The sequence below is a fragment of the Gimesia alba genome, assembly GCF_007744675.1.
Taxonomy (GTDB): Bacteria; Planctomycetota; Planctomycetia; order Planctomycetales; family Planctomycetaceae; genus Gimesia; species Gimesia alba.
The window spans coordinates 2746643-2764388 of the sequence record NZ_CP036269.1 but is presented as its reverse complement, the minus strand read 5'-3'; the positions used below and the strand labels follow the sequence as shown (position 1 = coordinate 2764388).

General features: G+C 49.7%; 13 protein-coding genes. 3 read left to right on the top strand and 10 right to left on the bottom strand.

Features of this window, described 5'->3' with window-relative positions; genetic code table 11:
* The 8 genes from hemA to Pan241w_RS10200 all read right to left on the bottom strand — a co-directional run bounded on the left by hemA (nucleotide 1) and on the right by Pan241w_RS10200 (nucleotide 10276).
* Nucleotides 1-1281 carry a glutamyl-tRNA reductase gene (hemA, locus tag Pan241w_RS10235; RefSeq protein ID WP_145214646.1) on the bottom strand — a complete coding sequence of 427 codons (1281 nt, stop codon included), beginning with the start codon at nucleotides 1279-1281 and terminating at the stop codon, nucleotides 1-3.
* Entirely contained in the window at nucleotides 1278-2186 is a 909-nt protein-coding gene (locus tag Pan241w_RS10230; RefSeq protein WP_145214643.1) for a cytochrome c biogenesis protein CcsA, read from the bottom strand. The genes hemA and Pan241w_RS10230 overlap by 4 nt, the downstream gene beginning before the upstream one ends.
* A gap of 111 nt (nucleotides 2187-2297) precedes the next feature.
* Nucleotides 2298-3338, bottom strand: coding sequence for a sigma-54 interaction domain-containing protein (locus Pan241w_RS10225; protein WP_145214641.1), 1041 nt, complete (start codon nucleotides 3336-3338; stop codon nucleotides 2298-2300).
* Between the two features lie 322 nt (nucleotides 3339-3660).
* The gene (panD, locus tag Pan241w_RS10220; protein WP_145223326.1) at nucleotides 3661-4047 is read right to left on the bottom strand and encodes an aspartate 1-decarboxylase; all 387 of its coding nucleotides are present in this window, start codon (nucleotides 4045-4047) and stop codon (nucleotides 3661-3663) included.
* A 133-nt stretch (nucleotides 4048-4180) separates the two neighbouring features.
* Nucleotides 4181-7417 carry an efflux RND transporter permease subunit gene (locus tag Pan241w_RS10215; protein WP_145214638.1) on the bottom strand — a complete coding sequence of 1079 codons (3237 nt, stop codon included), beginning with the start codon at nucleotides 7415-7417 and terminating at the stop codon, nucleotides 4181-4183.
* The gene (locus Pan241w_RS10210; protein WP_145214636.1) at nucleotides 7414-8862 is read right to left on the bottom strand and encodes an efflux RND transporter periplasmic adaptor subunit; all 1449 of its coding nucleotides are present in this window, start codon (nucleotides 8860-8862) and stop codon (nucleotides 7414-7416) included. Before Pan241w_RS10210 ends, Pan241w_RS10215 begins: the two co-directional genes overlap by 4 nt.
* A gap of 206 nt (nucleotides 8863-9068) precedes the next feature.
* A complete protein-coding gene (locus Pan241w_RS10205; protein ID WP_145214633.1) occupies nucleotides 9069-9737 on the bottom strand; it encodes a TetR/AcrR family transcriptional regulator in 669 nt (222 codons plus the stop codon).
* Between the two features lie 293 nt (nucleotides 9738-10030).
* Nucleotides 10031-10276 carry a hypothetical protein gene (locus Pan241w_RS10200; RefSeq protein ID WP_232107407.1) on the bottom strand — a complete coding sequence of 82 codons (246 nt, stop codon included), beginning with the start codon at nucleotides 10274-10276 and terminating at the stop codon, nucleotides 10031-10033.
* A 424-nt stretch (nucleotides 10277-10700) separates the two neighbouring features.
* Here Pan241w_RS10200 and Pan241w_RS10195 point away from each other — a divergent pair, with 424 nt between their 5' ends.
* Together Pan241w_RS10195 and Pan241w_RS10190 are read left to right on the top strand one after the other, a co-directional pair.
* Nucleotides 10701-11969, top strand: a complete 1269-nt coding sequence (locus Pan241w_RS10195) for a CCA tRNA nucleotidyltransferase (RefSeq protein WP_145214626.1) — start codon at nucleotides 10701-10703, stop codon at nucleotides 11967-11969.
* 47 nt (nucleotides 11970-12016) lie between these two features.
* Complete coding sequence (locus Pan241w_RS10190) at nucleotides 12017-13120, top strand: Gfo/Idh/MocA family protein (RefSeq protein ID WP_145214623.1); 1104 nt, start codon at nucleotides 12017-12019, stop codon at nucleotides 13118-13120.
* 3 nt (nucleotides 13121-13123) lie between these two features.
* On the opposite strand, the gene Pan241w_RS10185 is transcribed toward Pan241w_RS10190, so the two are convergent.
* Nucleotides 13124-14218: a DUF6268 family outer membrane beta-barrel protein gene (locus Pan241w_RS10185; RefSeq protein ID WP_145214621.1), complete on the bottom strand. Its 1095-nt coding sequence runs from the start codon at nucleotides 14216-14218 to the stop codon at nucleotides 13124-13126.
* Between the two features lie 317 nt (nucleotides 14219-14535).
* Here Pan241w_RS10185 and Pan241w_RS29355 point away from each other — a divergent pair, with 317 nt between their 5' ends.
* Nucleotides 14536-14706, top strand: a complete 171-nt coding sequence (locus Pan241w_RS29355; protein ID WP_198000448.1) for a DUF6800 family protein — start codon at nucleotides 14536-14538, stop codon at nucleotides 14704-14706.
* A gap of 197 nt (nucleotides 14707-14903) precedes the next feature.
* Here Pan241w_RS29355 and clpB read toward each other — a convergent pair whose 3' ends face one another.
* Nucleotides 14904-17519: an ATP-dependent chaperone ClpB gene (gene clpB / locus Pan241w_RS10180; protein WP_145223324.1), complete on the bottom strand. Its 2616-nt coding sequence runs from the start codon at nucleotides 17517-17519 to the stop codon at nucleotides 14904-14906.
* Between the last annotated feature and the right edge of the window lie 227 nt (nucleotides 17520-17746).

Below are 17746 nucleotides of genomic sequence, written 5' to 3'. Positions count from 1 at the left end.
TTAATCTCGAATATGAAATAACTGCTTGAGTGCATCCAGGAGTCCGTGCGGCGTTCCTTCCCGCGCCTCTTGCCTCAATACTTCCAGAGGGGGATGCAGCAGTTTATTCACAATTTGTTCGATCGAGCGTTTGATCAAATCCTGATCTTTCTCGTCCAGGTGGGAAAGCTTGCTGAACAGTTTATCAACTTCCTGCTCACGCACATCGTGCCATTGTTCCCGCAGCTGCTTGATGATCGGACCGGTTGCCCGATGATAAACCCCGTGCATGAATCGGTCTGTTTCTTCATCAATAATCGCGAGTGCTTTTTCCACTTCTTTTTGACGCGCCTTACGGTTTTTCTCGCAGGTCGCTTCCAGATCATCGATATCGTAAAGAAAAATGTTATCACTGATCTTGCCGACCGCAGGATCAAAATCGCGAGGTGCTCCTAAATCGAGAATGAAAAACGTTTTGTTCCCCGCCTTGTTTAAAACACGTTGGAAGCAGGCCACATCGACGATCGGTTGAGAAGCACCCGTCGTACTGACAATCACATCGGCTTCTGCAAGACAGTCTTCCAGATCCTGATAAGGCTTGGCTTGACCACCGACTTTCATCGCCAGCTTCTCTGCATTTTCCAGACTGCGATTCACGACGTTAATCTGCTTCACCCCTTCGTCTTTCAGGTAGGTCAGCGTCTCTTCCGCCATTTCGCCGGCACCGATGATCAACACGGTTTTGTCATCAAAGCGTTCGAAAATCCCTTTGCCGAACGTGCCCACTGCCACACTGGCAATCGAAACCCGCCCTTCTGCAAGTTGTGTTTCTGTCCGCACCCGGGCCGAAACCCGGATCGCCTGTTGAAACAGCGCGTGGGTTAAGGGGCCACACAGTTCGTTCTCGGTTGCACGTTGATAGGCCTCTTTGACCTGATTCACAATCTGCGGTTCGCCTAACACCATACTGTCAAGACTGGAAGCAACCTGAAACAGATGTCGGACTGCATCCGGCCCCGTGCGTTCCAGAAAGTCTTCAAAAAAATCGCTGACGGGGACCTGATGAAACTCGGAAAAGAATTTTGCCAGATCCTGATGTGACGGACCCGCCTCTGATTCCTGCGTCGCCGTATACAACTCCACCCGATTGCAGGTCGAGATCACGACCATCTCGGTATCAGGGTAGGATTGCTTCAGTACAGAATAGGCGTTATCCAGCTGTTCTTTCGACGAGAAAGCCAGCTTCTCGCGAATATCCAAACCTGCTGTCTGATGGTTACAGTAAACGACCTGCAGATTCACGAAACGATCCTTTCTGCAGTCGATCCCGGAGTATCCTCGTTCGGAGAAGAATAAAAAGAGTGCCAGGAATCAAAATTCAGGATGCGCACATTCGTCAGAATTTGAATGCCGATCACCGTCAACAGCAACAGTCCCCCTGTCCAGATGGTTAATTGTGCGATATGTTTTTGATTGGGTTGTTTCTTACGAAGAATAAAAATGACGCTGATCATCATGGCGGCCCACACAATTTCATACACGATAATCACCGGATCAACGAACGAAATGGCTTGAGCCCCTTTGCGAACATAGACTCCCAGCCCAATTCCAATTCCCATTCCGATCGTCAACAGGGGTGCCGAGATCATCAGCGCCCAGCGATTCAAACGCGCTAATTTCGCCAGACTGGGAAGATTGAATCCTTCCGAAAAATTCTGTTTCTGCTTGAGTCGGCGATGCTGGATCAGATACATCGCGCTAACAACGAAACAGAGTGCAATCCCCACCCCTCCCAGTACCAGCAGCGCAGCATGCAGCAGCGCCCAGGAGCGAATGGCTGGCTGCACCAGGGTATTGGTCACATCATCCACAAAGTAAGACGAAACCACCAACGCCAGGACCAGGGGAAACAGGAACAGGCCGATTGACAGTTCTTCATCGATCAGATTGATAAACAGAAAAATCGCCACCAGCAGCCAGGCAAAGACGACCAGCCAATCATGGGTCGAACTCAACAGAGGCGGAAGTTGGGTTTCCCGGGCACGATTAAAAAGGTAAGCCGTCTGTGCTACCAGACCCGCCAGAGAAAACAGAAAGATCAGAGGCCGCAGGTATCCGCTTTTTTTCCGCAGAAATCGGGCCAGCTCTAATCCGAGAGCCACCAGATAACTGGCCATAAAACAGAAAACAGTGACATTCGATAACATGCTGGTTACTTTGTTTCAGAAGAGAGGAACAAATGTGGAGGGCTCTCTACGTGACTGACGGGAATCAGAACGACTCACTATTATAGGGCCGTACAGCAGGTTAAGGGCAAGTCATCTTGCTTCAGATTCTAATTCGTACTCTGATATTTTTTTATGTAGCGTATTCCGATTGATCCCCAGGCGCGTGGCGGTCTTGGTCTGGACCCCCTGACAAGACCTTAAAACCTGTAAAATCAGTTCTTTCTCCACTTGCGACACAATTTGCGTGTGCACATTGGTTGAGTCTTCTCCGACACGCTGTAATTCCATCGCCACCAGTTCCCGACAGAGCAACTCTGGATCCTGCTCCTTGGAAGGCAGCGATCGGGGAACGGATTTACCTGTCACGTGTCCTGGCAACAAATCCAGAGAAGGACCGTCTTCTCCCGACAGCACAATCAGCCGCTCAACGTAATTCTGCAGTTCCCGCACATTCCCGGGCCAGGCATAATTCTTGAACGTTGATAAGACTTCGTCTGAAAAATGAGGCAACGGAATCTGTTCTTCTGCCGAAAATTGCTTGGCAAAGAAGTGGATTAAATCCGGAATATCTTCAGCACGCTCACGCAACGGGGGCAGATCGATGGGAATCACATTCAAACGATAATATAGGTCTTCACGAAAGCGGCCTGCTTCAATTTCATCCAGTAAATTGCGGTTCGTCGCCGCAACGATCCGACAGTCGACTTGAATCGAACGCGTATCTCCCACGCGCTCGAACTCATGCTCCTGCAATACGCGTAATAGCTTGACCTGCAGTGTAAAACTGACCGAGTTAATTTCATCCAGAAAGATGGTCCCGCCATGGGCGGCTTCAAAGCGCCCCGTTCGATTTTCGACGGCACTGGTAAAGGCACCTTTAATATGCCCAAATAGTTCACTCTCCAGCAGGCTTTCACTGAGCGCGCCACAGTTCACGCGGATGAAGGGACCGGTGGCGCGGGGGCTCAATTCATGGATGCCTCGCGCAATCAATTCCTTACCGGTACCTGTTTCGCCAGTCAGCAACACCGTTGATGATGTACTGGCAGCGCGACGAGTCAGGCGATAGATATTTCGCATGGCCGCACTGTAACCGACCATGTCTTCTAAAATTGGGCGATCGTCTTCCATTCTAACTCTGGGAAAATCCTATTCCTTCACAGGGAAGCCAATCACAGAAAACACTTTGGAAGTGTGTCACTGAGTCATAAAATCTTTCAAATACGAAAATTTTTCGAAAGATCATGAAGTCCCTGCTAATTCAGCATGAAATAATTGCACCTGCATGCACAAAAAGATGGCGAACGCACTGCTATAATATGCTTTCTTGTGGGAACACGGAAGAGGCAGAGTGAATTTTTTTGAGAAACAATGACGTTTACTTCATTCATTCGTTACAAGCGTCGCAAAGTGCACAAAAAACAGGCACCGTATGCCTGCATCCAATGCTCCTTTACTCAGATCCAGAGACCACAGGCATTTCCGCTGTAGCAGGAACGGGGCTATTTTGCCCATCAACCAAAACCACCTTAGGCTGATGGCAGCGTGATTCCTTTTCTTTATACTCTGCATAGCTGGCAATGATCACCAGGTCATTCGGTTTGACCAGATGAGCGGCAGCCCCATTAATACAGATCACACCCGAGCCTGGCTCGCCTAAAATGGCATAAGTCGTCAGTCGGGTACCAGAGGTGATGTTGTAAATCTGTACTTGCTCGTACTCAACAATATCAGCAGCTTCCATCAACTCCTGATCAATGGTCACACTGCCATTGTACTCCAGATTCGCTTCCGTCACGGTAGCGCGGTGAATTTTTGATTTGAGCAAAACACGTTTCATCATTCTAAACCTAAAAGAAGATCGACTTCTTCCGACTGTAAACCAGACTTTCAGACCAAAACTGTCGGCGTATACTAACCAGAGGCCACATCGACAAGCAAGAACATATCCAAACGATCACATTTGCTCTATTTTAAGTCTGCATGGGCGTAACACCTGAGAGTTGCCCCTCATCAATATTATAGCCTTGTCCCTCTTCCTTACCATCCAAATTACGGACCCAGGGTTCATCTGGCTTGGCCCCCATGGCCCGTGCATACAGGTAATAATACGTAGGAATGAGAAACAGAACCAGAACCGTGGCCAGCATCAGACCGAAAATCAAACTGGCAGCCATCGGGATAATAATCTGGGCCTGAAACGAAGTCTCTTTCAAAATTGGCGCTAATCCGACGATCGTTGTCATCGAAGTCAGCAATACAGGCCGAAAACGTCGCTGTCCCGCATCCAGCAGCGCCGCTTTTAAAGGCAGACCATCAGCGATACGATGATTGATAAAATCGATTAATACAATCGAATCATTGACCACGACACCTGTTAAAGCGACCAAACCGAATAAGGAAAACAGTGTTAACTCCATTCCCAAAATCGCATGGCCAAACACGGCTCCAATAATCCCAAAAGGAATGATGCCTAAAATAATCAAAGGTTGGACATAAGATCGAAACTCCACCGTCAGTAAGGCAAACATCGATGCCATCGCGATCAGTAGTCCGACAATCAAACTATTCACTGACTCGTCCGTCTGCTCCTGCTGCCCTTCCCAACGGACTCGCACATCAGGATATTTAGCCAATAACTGATCCATAAAACCGCCTGGTTTTTTCAGCGATTGAACAATCTCCCGTGCGTTGCCTTCTTTCTCATTCAGATCGGAAGACACGGTGATCGACCGCTGTTGATCAATCCGGTTGATTTCGGAATATCCGCGTTTCACATCAATTTCAGCCAGTTCGGTAATCGGTCGCTCAGAGCCATCTCCTGTTCGAATCCGGATATCATCAAAGCCCATCAGAGAACGACGTTCTTCTTCCGGATAACGAACCATCAATTTGACTTCATGCCTCCCGCGCTGAAGCCGCATGACTTCTTCTCCGTAATACGTCGCACGGACCGTCTCTGCAACATCTGCTAAAGGCACACCCATCGCACGGGCTTTGTCTTTGATCTTGATCTGGAACTCCCACTTACCGGGACTGGAGTCATCATTAATATCTTTCACTCCCGGATAGGTGGCCAGTTCCTGTTTACATGCTTCCACCGCCGCTTCCAACTCATTCAGGTGTTTCGCATCCGCCAGCAGTTTAAATTCAATCGGCTTGCCACCAGGCCCCATTGAGGGGGAATTAAAAGTCAGTCGATCGACGCCAGGCACCTCACCGACTCGCTCTCGCCAGAGATCAAGAATTTCTTCACTGCCCAGCGTCCGCTCTTCTGCTTCGACGATCTCCACACTGACTTTGCCGACATGACTCCCTTCGACTGAGCCGCCAAGCCCTCCCCCCGACTCATCACGCGTACCAAAGCCGACATTCCTGCGAACCAGCTTAACCAGAGAGTTGCCATGTTCCTTCTGATAGTCCTGATCCAGCTCTTCAAACACCTCTTGAATTTTCCGAGTCGCCTCACCGGTAATCGATTGTGGCGTTCCATCGGGAAATTCGACCGTGGCTTCAATCATTCGATAATCGGTCTTCGGAAAGATATTGAACGGCGCGAATCCGCCCAGAATCAATCCTGCCGACAACAACATGAGTGCGCCTGCCACCGCGAGTGCAGAGCTCGGATAGTTCAACGCCGCTTTCAAAACAGGCAGATAGATTCGTTCGATAAATTTATTCAATTTTCGCCCGACAAAACCCTCTGATGGATCCTGATCCGCTCCCTTTACAGAAGTTTGTTTTCCATGTGCCAGATGACAGGGAAGAATAAACGTACTTTCCAACAGGGAAATCACTAACATCGCGATCACGGCGATCGGCATCACAGCGATGAATTTCCCCATAATGCCTGAAACAAACAACAACGGCATAAATGCGATAACGGTGGTGGTCACGGAAGCACAAACAGAAGGCAATACTTCCGTCGCACCATCAATGGCGGCGACAAGAAATGACTTTCCCATCTGCCGATGCTCATAGATGTTCTCACCCACCACAATCGCGTCATCAACGACAATCCCGAGCGCCATCAAAAACGCGAACATCGAAAGCATATTTAATGTCTGGCCGGTATAGTACAGCACAATACACGCACCAAACATCGAAATCGGAATCCCCAAAGCAACCCAGAACGCCAGCCGAAATTCCAGAAAAATCGTCAGCGTGATAAAAACAAGAATCAAACCCTGCAACCCGTTTCGGCTGAGCAGACTCATTCGATCGCGGACATCGATCGACTGATCTTTCCACAACTTCAACGAATAGCCTGGCGGCAGGTTGGCGGTTTTCACATACTCGCGAACCTGCTCCACAATCGCCAGCAGGTCTTCCTGTGCGGTTCGTTCGACGGCAATTGACAGAGCCGGCTTTCCGTCAATTTCACTGATCATCGTCGTATCAGAAAAATCATCCTGCACCCGCCCGATATCGCCGACGGTAAGTACCACTCCCCCCGGCTCAGTCACCAGGGGAATCTTCTCGATCTCACTGCCAATCAAATGTTTATTCTTACCTCGCAGCAGTAAGACCTGCGAATCGGTAATCAGCTTCCCCCCTGGCAACTCCAGGTTTTCCCGGCGAACCGTTCGCGCCACGTCCTGTAATGTCAGACCATATTTACGAAGCGTCGCTTCCGGGATTTCAATATCAATCTGGTAATCACGGGCCCCCGCGATATTCGCCTGCGAAACCGACTTAAGCTGCAATAATTCATCTCGAATTCGCTCGGAGACCGACCGCAACTCCCACTCACTGTTGGCACCTTCCTCATCAGGACCAATCACAGCAACTTCGATCGCCACCTGCCTGAACGTAATCTGCTGGACTTCCGGATCTTCTGCCAGCTCCGGAAAACTGGGAATACGGTCGATTTCGGAGCGGACCTCATTCAGAATTTTCTGCACATCAGGCACGTCAGCCCTGAGTTCCAATACCAATGACCCCGAGCCTTCATTGGCAATCGAGGTCATTTTTTTTATTCCGTCAATCGAACGGACGGCTTCTTCCATCTTCTGGCAGATACCTTCTTCGACTTCATCCGGACTGGCACCGGGATAAGGAACCGAGACCAGAATGATTTCCAGCTCAAATTCCGGGAACACTTCCCGCCGCATGAGCATTAGCGAAACCAGTCCGACGCCCAAAACGGTAACCATCAATGTGTTCATCGCGGGCGAATTACTGATCGCCCATTTGATGACCGACCTCATTTTGCCCCTCCTTCACGGACGAGCATGCCATCATTGGCAGTGCTCAATGGAGAAGTCACAACATGATCGCCTGGCTTCAGCCCGGAAGCTCCCAGTTCAACCAACAGTATGTCGTCGCTCGTGTCGACGACACGAATCTTCTCGGAATGCAACGTGCCTTCTCGCACGACCCAGACCAGATTTCCGGGGCGAATCGCCGTTTCGGGAATCGTCAGTAAGGAAACGTTTCCTGTGAGTGGAATTTCGATTGAAACATACATTCCACGCGTCAAAGGGGGCGCGCCCACAACCTGATCGGTTGGCTTCCCATTCACTAAGATCTCTGCAGGTCGGGGGTCGGGAACCACAATCCGGCAGGGAACCGTTCTCGTTTTCTCGTCCAGACCAATCCCATCATAGCGGGAAAGTTTTCCATTCCAGATATATTTTCTGCCCCCCAACTCATAGGACACTTTGACGGGAAGCTGCGGGAGCTGATATCCCAGATCATGTCGATTTGTCTGGTCCACCTTGACCAACGCTTGTCCTTTTTTCGCTGTCTGTGCGGCGTGCTGCCACAGTTGGTACAACTCTTCCATTCGCAAATTCGAACGGACTTCGACAGAGGAAGTATCTTCGATGGTCACCAGTGGATCCCCCACTTTGACATAACCATCTTTTTCCACCGAGTCCTCGACAATAACTCCATCTATGGGAGAGTAAATCCGAGTGCGGCTCAAATCGAGTTTGGCTCTCGAAAGCTGGACTCCCACCAGATCACGGGCATGCATCATTCGCTGCCGACGCGATTTGAGCAAATCGGCCTCGTTCGTCAACTTTTGCAAAGCGTTGCGTGCAGCAAGTTCACTCCGTTTTGCTTCTTCGTAATCCGTATCGGATACGACATTTCTTGCCCGTAATTTCTCGATTCGATTCAAATGAGTTTTCTGCAGTCGCACTTCTTCGTGTGCTAAATCAATCATCGCTTTGGCGTTGTCGATCTCGACTTCTAACTCGTCAATCACGTCCTGTGCCTGGGCATGTTCCTGAGTCAACCGCTTGACTTCCAGCTGGTAATTCTCTGGATCAATCTGAATCAGGAGATTCTCAGTTCCCTCAGATTTCAGTTCCTGAAGAGTAGCTTTGCGGACCAGATTCCCCACCTTACATCCGTTCCGAGTAAAAATGACTTTTCCTGAAACTTCAGCAGCCAGTTTCACTTCCCTCGACGGAACAACAATCCCGTCGACGGTAATCGTGACCCCGGAATCAGAAAGATCAATTTTTTCGGTCGAGACCAGTGGTGCTAAATCTGCCAGCTGTTTTTCGCTCTTCTCCGGTTCCTGCTTCATCGCCATCAGGACGACCAAGCTGCCAAAGCCGATCGCGATGATAAAAATCGGAAGCAAAAAATGCTTGAGTTTCTTAGAAAAACTGCTCGATTTTTGAGTTTTCAAATCTGACATGAGTATTTTCTATCGCGAAATGCTTCACAACAAGAATTGACCACGGACGCGAAAAGCCAATTTGTGAAAATCAAAATGAAATGGATTGTTCAAACAGTAGCGAAAGCACTCTCCCGCAGGAAAGCCTTTTTATTCGTTCTGACTAAATTCTTTCAATTAGGAAAACGTTACATAAAATCAATACACCTATTCTTAACTCTGGAGGTTCAGATTCCATGAAGTGATGAAGAAGATTCCACTTCTGATGCGGTGAATTCCTGCTTCAGATTCTTAACCGCCGCCAGCGAAAATTGCAGAATATGCTCCATCAAATGCTCTGAATTGTAGTGAGACGCTTTTTCCTCTTGCCCTAACATCAAAGTCACCAGGCCATCAGAAACTCGATAGAACTGACATTGAGCGGCAATGCTGAAAACACACTGCATCCGCCGATATTCTGGAACGCCATCCCCCAGTATCTCCTGCAAGATCGAGTCCGCCACATTCACAAACGGCCGAAACAGCTCCTGAATGAGATGCTCACACGCTTTCGTTGGCCTTAACACTTCACGCATCATCAAATGATTGCTCCAGGACAGCTCTCCCGTTCCCAACATCCGTCTCACCAATGTAGAGACCCAGTCCCGCAGCTTTTGTTCGGGAGTGGTCTCAGAAGTCCATTCTGGTAATGGAGCCCGCGAAACCCCCATCTCCTTGGCCAGGCAGACTACCTCCAGATAAAGCTGTTCCTTATCGCCAAAATAATAATTCACACTGGCGAGATTCACGTCCGCTTTCTGACAGATTTCACGGACCGTGGTCTTCTCGAATCCCTTTTCTGAGAAAACGGGCCCGGCCACTTCCAGTAATCGATCACGGACATTACAAGACGCCATATGAGACTTGTCCCCACTCTTTCTAGCGCATGAGTACTAACTTGACAATAAGCCTCTCGAAACCTCCAAGAGGACGATGATTTCAAAACGTTGTTTCAAACAATTGTATTAAACACGTGTTTAAAATCAATAAGAATTTAAGACAAACCAAGATCCATTCATGTAAGCCATTTAATACAAGCTACTTACAAGCACCTCTTTGACATATCAATTGGTGTGTGCTTCCCCTCTGAGTTCGCTTCTCGCACACCGATCTTGTGACAAATAAACTGTTTATAACGAATTTGCCAGATTTAACCGGTAAGCCGTTCCGGCCCCTCATCCCCAAAATCGAAGCGTTCAAAACCACTTTCGTCCAGGCGTTGTCGTAAGAGTTCTTTCCAAAGCGTTTCCGGAAGACCATTCAGCACGCCGTACAGGACCATGCCGATGGTCAGACAGGCGACCTCGACCACGCGCATCGGGAGTGCAAACTGCTTCAAATCAGCAAAGATTTCTTCGGCACTACAATATTCGCCAAACTTCTGATCACGGTACATAAATTCTACGCCAGAGAAATCCTTACTCCATTCGTAATCGAAAGGGCCGAACTCTCTTCTGCGATGGAGAACCCAGAAACGGGACCCATCAAAACGTATACCGTGTGTTCCTCGCAAAACGTCTGATCCTGTCTTGTATCTGGAATTTCTGAGTGCCATTGAGCAATGAACCCGTCATGCCAGGGAAAAGAAATCATTTGAACAATAAATCATACGGCATTACCCTCTATTTGCGAAGTCCGTTTTATGAACCTCGCCCCTGCTTTTCCTGTCCTTGAAAACCAGGCCCCCGAAGAGCTTCTCCACAGATCTTCGTTGAAACGATCAAAAAACAGCGAACATAAGTCGATAAGTAATCGGAACTTGCTATTATTATAACCTCATCGTCACACGTTAAATTTTATTTTGAATTCCCCAATCTGTAATGAAACATTCTGAACCCTACATCGCTGCCGTAGACATTGTCCGCAAATTGCGAGACGCGGGATTCCAAGCCCTCTGGGCTGGCGGCTGCGTACGGGATCTTCTACTGGAAAAAGAGCCTAAAGACTATGACGTAGCGACCAATGCTCTTCCCGAGGAGGTGCGTCACCTGTTTGGTAAACGCCGCACTCTGGCGGTTGGAGCCAGCTTTGGAGTGATCATCGTCCGAGGCCATCAGCCGGACTGCGATGTCGAAATCGCCACGTTTCGCAGTGAGGGCCCCTACCTTGATGGACGTCGCCCCGAACACGTCAAATTCACCACGGCGGAAGAAGACGCTCAACGTCGCGATTTCACGATCAACGGCATGTTCTACGACCCCATCAATGAATCGATCTACGATTATGTCGGAGGAAAAGTGGACCTCCAGCAGCATCTGATTCGCGCCATTGGTAATCCCCTGGAACGAATGCAGGAAGACAAATTACGCTTACTTCGCGCCATCCGCTTTGCTGCCACGCTCGGGTTTCACCTCGCTGAATCCACATTCCACGCCATTCAGACCATGGCCAATGAAATCACGGTCGTCAGCCCAGAACGGATTGCCGAAGAATTACGCAAAATGCTGATTCATCCTCACCGGAGAGATGCAATTGAACTCGTACAAAGCTCCGGCTTAATGAAACCGATCATCCCCGAACTCGCACCATTGTGGGAAATCGAGGAACATCTGCCTCTCTGGAACCGAACCCTGGATCGACTCGAGCTATTAACTACGGCCAACTTTGAGACCGCTTTCGCCGCGTTATTGCTCGATTTGCCGGCAGCAACTCCCGCAGATCAACTCGACGCAGCTCACCAGATCTGCAAACAACTTCGTTTCTCCAACCACGGCCTTCATCTGGCCCTGTGGCTGATTGAACACCGAATGAGTCTGCAAGGCGCCCGCGATTTTAAACTTTCAAAAATCAAACGATTGCTGGCTCATGAGAATTGCCCTTACCTGTTTGAACTGGTCCACGCTGACCTGACTTCTCAAAAACAACCTTTGGAGGACCTTGAATTTTGTCGCCAGTATCGGGATCATACTCCCATCGAGGTATTAAATCCTCCCCCACTCATCACGGGTAATGATTTGATTGACTACGGCATTCAATCAGGGCCCGAGTTTAAAGAACTGCTGACGCGGATTCAGGACGCGCAGTTGGAAGAATCAATCCATACGCACGAGGAAGCACTCGCCCTGCTCGCCCGACTGCATCAAACATAAGTCACTACTTCCCGATTTACTCAATAGAAACACGCTAAGGTTTTTTCATGACAGATTCAGTTCGTATTGGAATTATCGGTGCCGGCGCAGTCTCCGATTACCACCATGTCCCAGGCATCAATCTCGATCCTCGCGCCGAACTGGTCTCGATTTGTGACCCCAACTCCGAACTCCTGGCGCAACGCCAGTCAGACTGGGGAAAAACCAAAGTCACGACGAAATACGAAGAGATCGCCAACGACCCTGAAGTCGATGCAGTGATCATCGCCACCCCAAACTTTACGCACCATGAAATTGCATTAGCCTGCATCAAAGGGGGCAAGCATGTCATGTGCGAAAAACCACTGGGCTTAAATTATACTGAATCAGCAGAAATGTACCGCGCTGCCCGCGATGCCAATCTGCGACACATGACGGCGTTTACTTATCGATTTGCCCCCTCCATGCGGTACGTGAAGCATCTCGTGGAATCCGGCGCACTCGGCGTTCCCCGGCACTTCCGCAGCCAGCGGTTTCTCGACTGGCCCGAATCAAGCTGGGGCTGGCGACAAAGTAAAAAACTGGCTGGTGCCGGCGACCTGTTTGACATGACCATTCACCGCATCGATTTTGCGCAAGACCTGCTCGGCCCGATCAAAAGCATTTGTGGCGCGGTGGCGCAATTTGTCCCCCGAGACAAAACATCAGACGGAGAGCCCTGTGAACCATCTGAAGTTGACGACTGGTCCTCGCTCATCGGCCAATTTGAAAACGGAGCAGTCGGCGTCTGGGAAGGCAGCACCTTGATGAAAGGCTATCACAATGACGGCTTTGGCTACGAGTGGGCGGAAGTGAATGGCTCGGAAGGTTCCGCCGCTTATCAGTTGACCGATCCCAACAACATCCTGATCGGCAAACCGGGCCAAACGATGGAAAAGTTACCCGTTCCGGAAGAATTTCTGGTGATTGAAGGCAGTCCGCGAGAGCCGCACGAAGGCGTGCCCAGCACCGTCTTCCGCTATGATCTGGTTTACGAGTTTGTGTCGGCCATCGTAGAAGAACGGGACGCGATCCCCGGTTTTGACCACGGTGCGTCAGCCCAGTTGATTGCTGATTCCGTACTCGAATCATTTGACAAACGGACTTGGATCGACATCAACTGTGATTTATAAGACTCAGAAAGTCAGCTGATAGCGCACCATACCGGTGGGAGAGATATCGTAGTTGCCGATATCCGACTTGTATTCCAGCTTACGATTGAAGACGTAGCCGATTTCGAACTGGCTGATCATGCCATTGGTATGCTTGGTCTCCACACCACCCATTAATCGCAAATCGCTGTAAGTGGCAATATCATCAAAGCCGGTTGCGCCTCGGCGAATTCCCCAGGAACCACCGCCAAATTCGCCAGCCACATACAACCAGCGTTCTTTTGACTCATCTTTTTCAACTCGATAGGTGAACTTGGGCTTGGGGAAAATCAGTTCCAGCCGTGAACCTTCACTGAACCACATAATCATACCTGCTGCCGGCAACAACATAATGTCTTCCCGGTCCAGATACACAACCCCCATCACAAATTGCTTGGATCGTGAATGCACATAATATGCCAGCCCTTTTCCAGTGATTCTCAGTGAATCGGACGTGACATTCTTGAAATCACTGTAAACGCCCGGCGCCACTTCCAGCTCGTAAGACCACTTTTCATTGACTTTATTAAACCACCGAAAGGCAACGGACGTATCATAGACGCGTGCCGGCAAATCGGTTCTTATCGGGCCATCCAGATAATGCACACCAAATCGGGGTGTGGCAGTAAATCCTTCAAAGCGCGGAAACTCTACGGTTTCAGACAGTGCCAGAGTGAAGATCCCCAACTCATCGCCTGATCCGGGTAACCAGGTAACACTTCCCGTGGCACTCTTATGAGAAATCAAAGGCACAAATGTTTCACAATCGATGCACTCATCCTCGGGTTCTGCCCAGTCTTGCTCATCATCAAGCAATTGAGGTGGAATCCCCAATGCTTCCCGCGATTCAGCGTCCAAAACATTGGGCACCTGGGGGGATTGGCTAACCTGCTTAATGTCAGGATCCTGATCTCGGGGCATGAAAATGGTACGATGACGCAAAGAACGCCCCTTGGCAGAGCCAGAGTCTTCGAGATTCGAAGCCCCTTTCTGCGCATAAACCGAGCCGGTAATGCCGCTCAAAATGAGCGTGCACAGGGCAATTGCACGAAAAACAGCCTGTGGAGACTGAAAAAACATACCTGATTTTTTCCCGGATTAAGGATAAGGAGCGACTGGAAACATGCCTGGCTGACTTTCGTCGCTTGGAAAGCACGATCTGACAAACAGGGAAGGTAGACATAAACTGAGGGGGGGTGAGAGAGGGAAAGAGTGAAATATCAAGGAATTGCGAACAGGTCAACCCGAATCTTAACCCCGGCTTCTCTCGAAATCTCTGAGAAAATGCCCTGCTCTAATCGTTGCCCCTTACTACAAGAGATGTTAGAATCAGGTACTCCAAGCGAGATATATACATCAGAACACACGAATTTTATTTTACCAGGAACTGACAAGAAATGGGACGTGTTGAAAAAGGGCGTGAGCTTGCCCAACGTCGAGTACGAAAGCACAAGCTGAAGAAACTCCGGGAAAAGTTTGCCAAAGCAAAAGACGCATCCGAAAAAGAGCAGATCAAAGAAAAAGTTCGTAAGATCAGCCCTTTCGCTGTCTTGGAAGAATCTGCCTGAGGCACTAAGAGCCTTTGTACATAAAACGATGACGCTAACTTGATTCAGAGTGAGCGTCGTTTTTTCATGCGCGGTAGCCAGCTCCGCTAATCCATCCCCCCCCCCATAAAAACACAGCCTAAAAACGCAGCCAAAAAAAACACAGCCCCGGAGATCACCCCGAGGCTGCGAAAACCCATTGCCCAAAAGGGCGGTCATTACTTTTCAGAAAACAGATACGAGCCTTCACTCGCATCCACATAGATCGTGGCCCCTTCCGAGAAAGCCCCGGAAAGCAACTTGTTGGCCAGCTCGTTCTGAATATTTTGCTGAATCGTTCGCTTCAAAGGTCGTGCCCCATACACCGGGTCATACCCTTCTTCCGCCAATAAATCTTTGGCGGCCATCGATACTTCCAGTGAAAACCCATTGTCTTCGACCAGCGCCGACAGATTCTTCAGCTGCAGGTCGACAATCTGACGAATCTCCTCGCGTCCCAACGGATGGAAGACAATTACTTCATCAATCCGGTTGAGGAACTCGGGGAGAAATTCATGCTGCAGTGCGTCCATCACACGATTATGAATGATCTGCTCATCTTCTTTTCCAGACAGATCCATAATCGTCTGACTGCCGATATTCGACGTCATCACCACAATCGTGTTCGAAAAATCGACAGTGCGGCCGTGACTGTCGGTCAATCGCCCGTCATCCAGAAGCTGCAATAAGATATTAAACACATCGCGGTGTGCCTTTTCGACCTCGTCCAGCAGCACCACCGAATAAGGCTGACGCCGCACCGCCTCGGTTAATCGCCCCCCTTCTTCGTATCCGACATATCCTGGAGGAGCACCGATCAAGCGTGCGACAGAATGCTTCTCCATGAACTCGCTCATGTCGATACGAATCATATTCCGCTCGTCGTCAAACAGAAAACCGGCGAGTGCCTTACACAGTTCTGTTTTTCCCACACCCGTAGGTCCCAGGAACATGAAAGAACCAATGGGCCGATTCTGATCCTGCAGTCCGGAACGAGACCGCCGGACCGCGTTAGACACCGCTTCGACTGCTTCGTTCTGGTTGATCATCCGCTGATGAATTTCATCTTCCATTCGCAGCAGTTTTTCCCGTTCTCCCTGCAGCATCTTGGAAATTGGAATGCCGGTCCACATGCTGATTACCTTGGCGATATCTTCGGGGGTCACCTCTTCGCGCAACAATCGTTCTCCGCCGACATCCCCCAGCTCCGATACCCGCTCTTCCATTTCCGACAAACGCTGACGGGCGGCATTCAATTCCTGCTCTGCTTTATAAGCAGTCGCATAGTCTTCATTGGAATTTGTCTGCTGAGCCCGATGAAATGCCTGCTCGTAAGCAGTATTTAAGCGATCGATCTCTTCCTTCAACGGCTGCAGTCCAGCCAAAGCTTCCTTCTCCGTTTCCCAGCGGGTTTTGAGTGCATTCACACTCTCTTCGCGATCGGCGATCTGCTTGCGCAGCTCTTCCAATCGCTCCTTGCTCTCCGGAGTCGTTTCCGTTGCCAGAGCAGTCGCCTCAATCTGCATCCGCGTTAACTGCCGAGTAGCCTCATCAATTTCAGAAGGCATCGAATCCATTTCCATCCGCAACTGGCTGGCTGCCTCATCGACCAGGTCGATTGCTTTATCAGGCAGAAAACGATCGTTGATATAACGGTCCGACAATGTCGCCGCGTTGATTAACGCGTCATCCATAATCCGCACGCCGTGATGGGTTTCATAACGTTCTTTCAACCCACGCAGAATGGAAATCGTATCTTCAACAGTCGGCTCCTGAACCATGACCGGCTGAAAACGTCGCTCCAGTGCAGGATCTTTTTCAATGTATTTGCGATATTCATCGAGTGTCGTTGCCCCCACACAATGTAACTCGCCGCGTGCCAGAGCCGGCTTCAACAGGTTGGACGCATCTGCCCCTCCTTCTGCTGCCCCCGCACCGACCACCGTATGCAATTCGTCAATGAACAGAATGATCTCACCTTTAGCCTGCTCAATTTCTTTCAGCACGGCTTTCAGACGATCTTCGAACTCGCCGCGATATTTGGTCCCGGCAATCAATGCCCCCATGTCTAAGGCAATGACTCGTTTATTCTTCAGATTCTGTGGCACATCGCCCATCACAATCCGATGGGCAAGCCCTTCTACAATCGCCGTTTTTCCGACACCGGCTTCCCCAATCAAGACCGGGTTATTCTTTCGACGACGGGAGAGAATCTGAACAACACGACGGATTTCCTGGTCGCGGCCAATTACCGGGTCAATCTTACCCTGGCGCGCTAACTCGACCAGATCTTTACCGTACTGCTCCAATGATTGATATTTCTCTTCCGGACTCTGATCGGTCACGCGCTGCCCGCCGCGTACTGCCTGCAATGCAGATAAGACATCTGATTCTTCGATCCCATTCAGTTCCAGCAACCTCTTAACCTGATCATCGACCGTGGTAAACGCCAACAGCATATGTTCGGTCGAGACAAAATTGTCCTGCATCTGGTCAGCGCGATCCTGCGCCGCCTGTAATACCTTGAGCAGATCCTGGCCTATGCCAACCTGCATCGCCGCCCCTGAAACTTTTGGCAGACGATTGATTTCATCATCGACCATCTTTTGAAGCTGAGGCAGATTCGCACCAATTTTTTGAATCAGCGGTTTAACAACCCCCTGCTCCTCGTCCAGCAACGCTTTCAGTAAATGCAGAGGCTTGATTTCCTGTTGGCCGAAATCTTCTGCCGCCTGCTGGGCACGCTGCACTGCTTCCTGAGCTTTCACAGTTAATTTTTCAAATCGAAACGCCATCATGCTCCTCCAATTCTGTTTATCATCTGCGCAGCAACTCAACAGCCTGGATTATCATACGAAATAATCCGCCGACAAGCAGTGCCTCGACATTTTTATCTATTTTTTATGAAACAGACCCGGTGAGGTGGGAATAAAATTGAGCCTGCAAATCAGTTTGAAAGTGGTAATCGTATTGTGTCTGAAATGTTCTCTCAGTTCGGGAGACCGGGGCTCAGCTGTGATGC

Coding starts and splice junctions, on each gene's coding strand:
- Pan241w_RS10230 (WP_145214643.1), bottom strand. CDS start 2,186: ATGTTATCGAATGTCACTGTTTTCTGTTTTATGGCCAGTTATCTGGTG.
- Pan241w_RS29355 (WP_198000448.1), top strand. CDS start 14,536: ATGGGACGTGTTGAAAAAGGGCGTGAGCTTGCCCAACGTCGAGTACGA.
- panD (WP_145223326.1), bottom strand. CDS start 4,047: ATGAAACGTGTTTTGCTCAAATCAAAAATTCACCGCGCTACCGTGACG.
- Pan241w_RS10195 (WP_145214626.1), top strand. CDS start 10,701: ATGAAACATTCTGAACCCTACATCGCTGCCGTAGACATTGTCCGCAAA.
- clpB (WP_145223324.1), bottom strand. CDS start 17,519: ATGGCGTTTCGATTTGAAAAATTAACTGTGAAAGCTCAGGAAGCAGTG.
- Pan241w_RS10210 (WP_145214636.1), bottom strand. CDS start 8,862: ATGTCAGATTTGAAAACTCAAAAATCGAGCAGTTTTTCTAAGAAACTC.
- Pan241w_RS10200 (WP_232107407.1), bottom strand. CDS start 10,276: ATGTACCGTGATCAGAAGTTTGGCGAATATTGTAGTGCCGAAGAAATC.
- Pan241w_RS10185 (WP_145214621.1), bottom strand. CDS start 14,218: ATGTTTTTTCAGTCTCCACAGGCTGTTTTTCGTGCAATTGCCCTGTGC.
- Pan241w_RS10225 (WP_145214641.1), bottom strand. CDS start 3,338: ATGGAAGACGATCGCCCAATTTTAGAAGACATGGTCGGTTACAGTGCG.
- Pan241w_RS10215 (WP_145214638.1), bottom strand. CDS start 7,417: ATGAGGTCGGTCATCAAATGGGCGATCAGTAATTCGCCCGCGATGAAC.
- Pan241w_RS10190 (WP_145214623.1), top strand. CDS start 12,017: ATGACAGATTCAGTTCGTATTGGAATTATCGGTGCCGGCGCAGTCTCC.
- Pan241w_RS10205 (WP_145214633.1), bottom strand. CDS start 9,737: ATGGCGTCTTGTAATGTCCGTGATCGATTACTGGAAGTGGCCGGGCCC.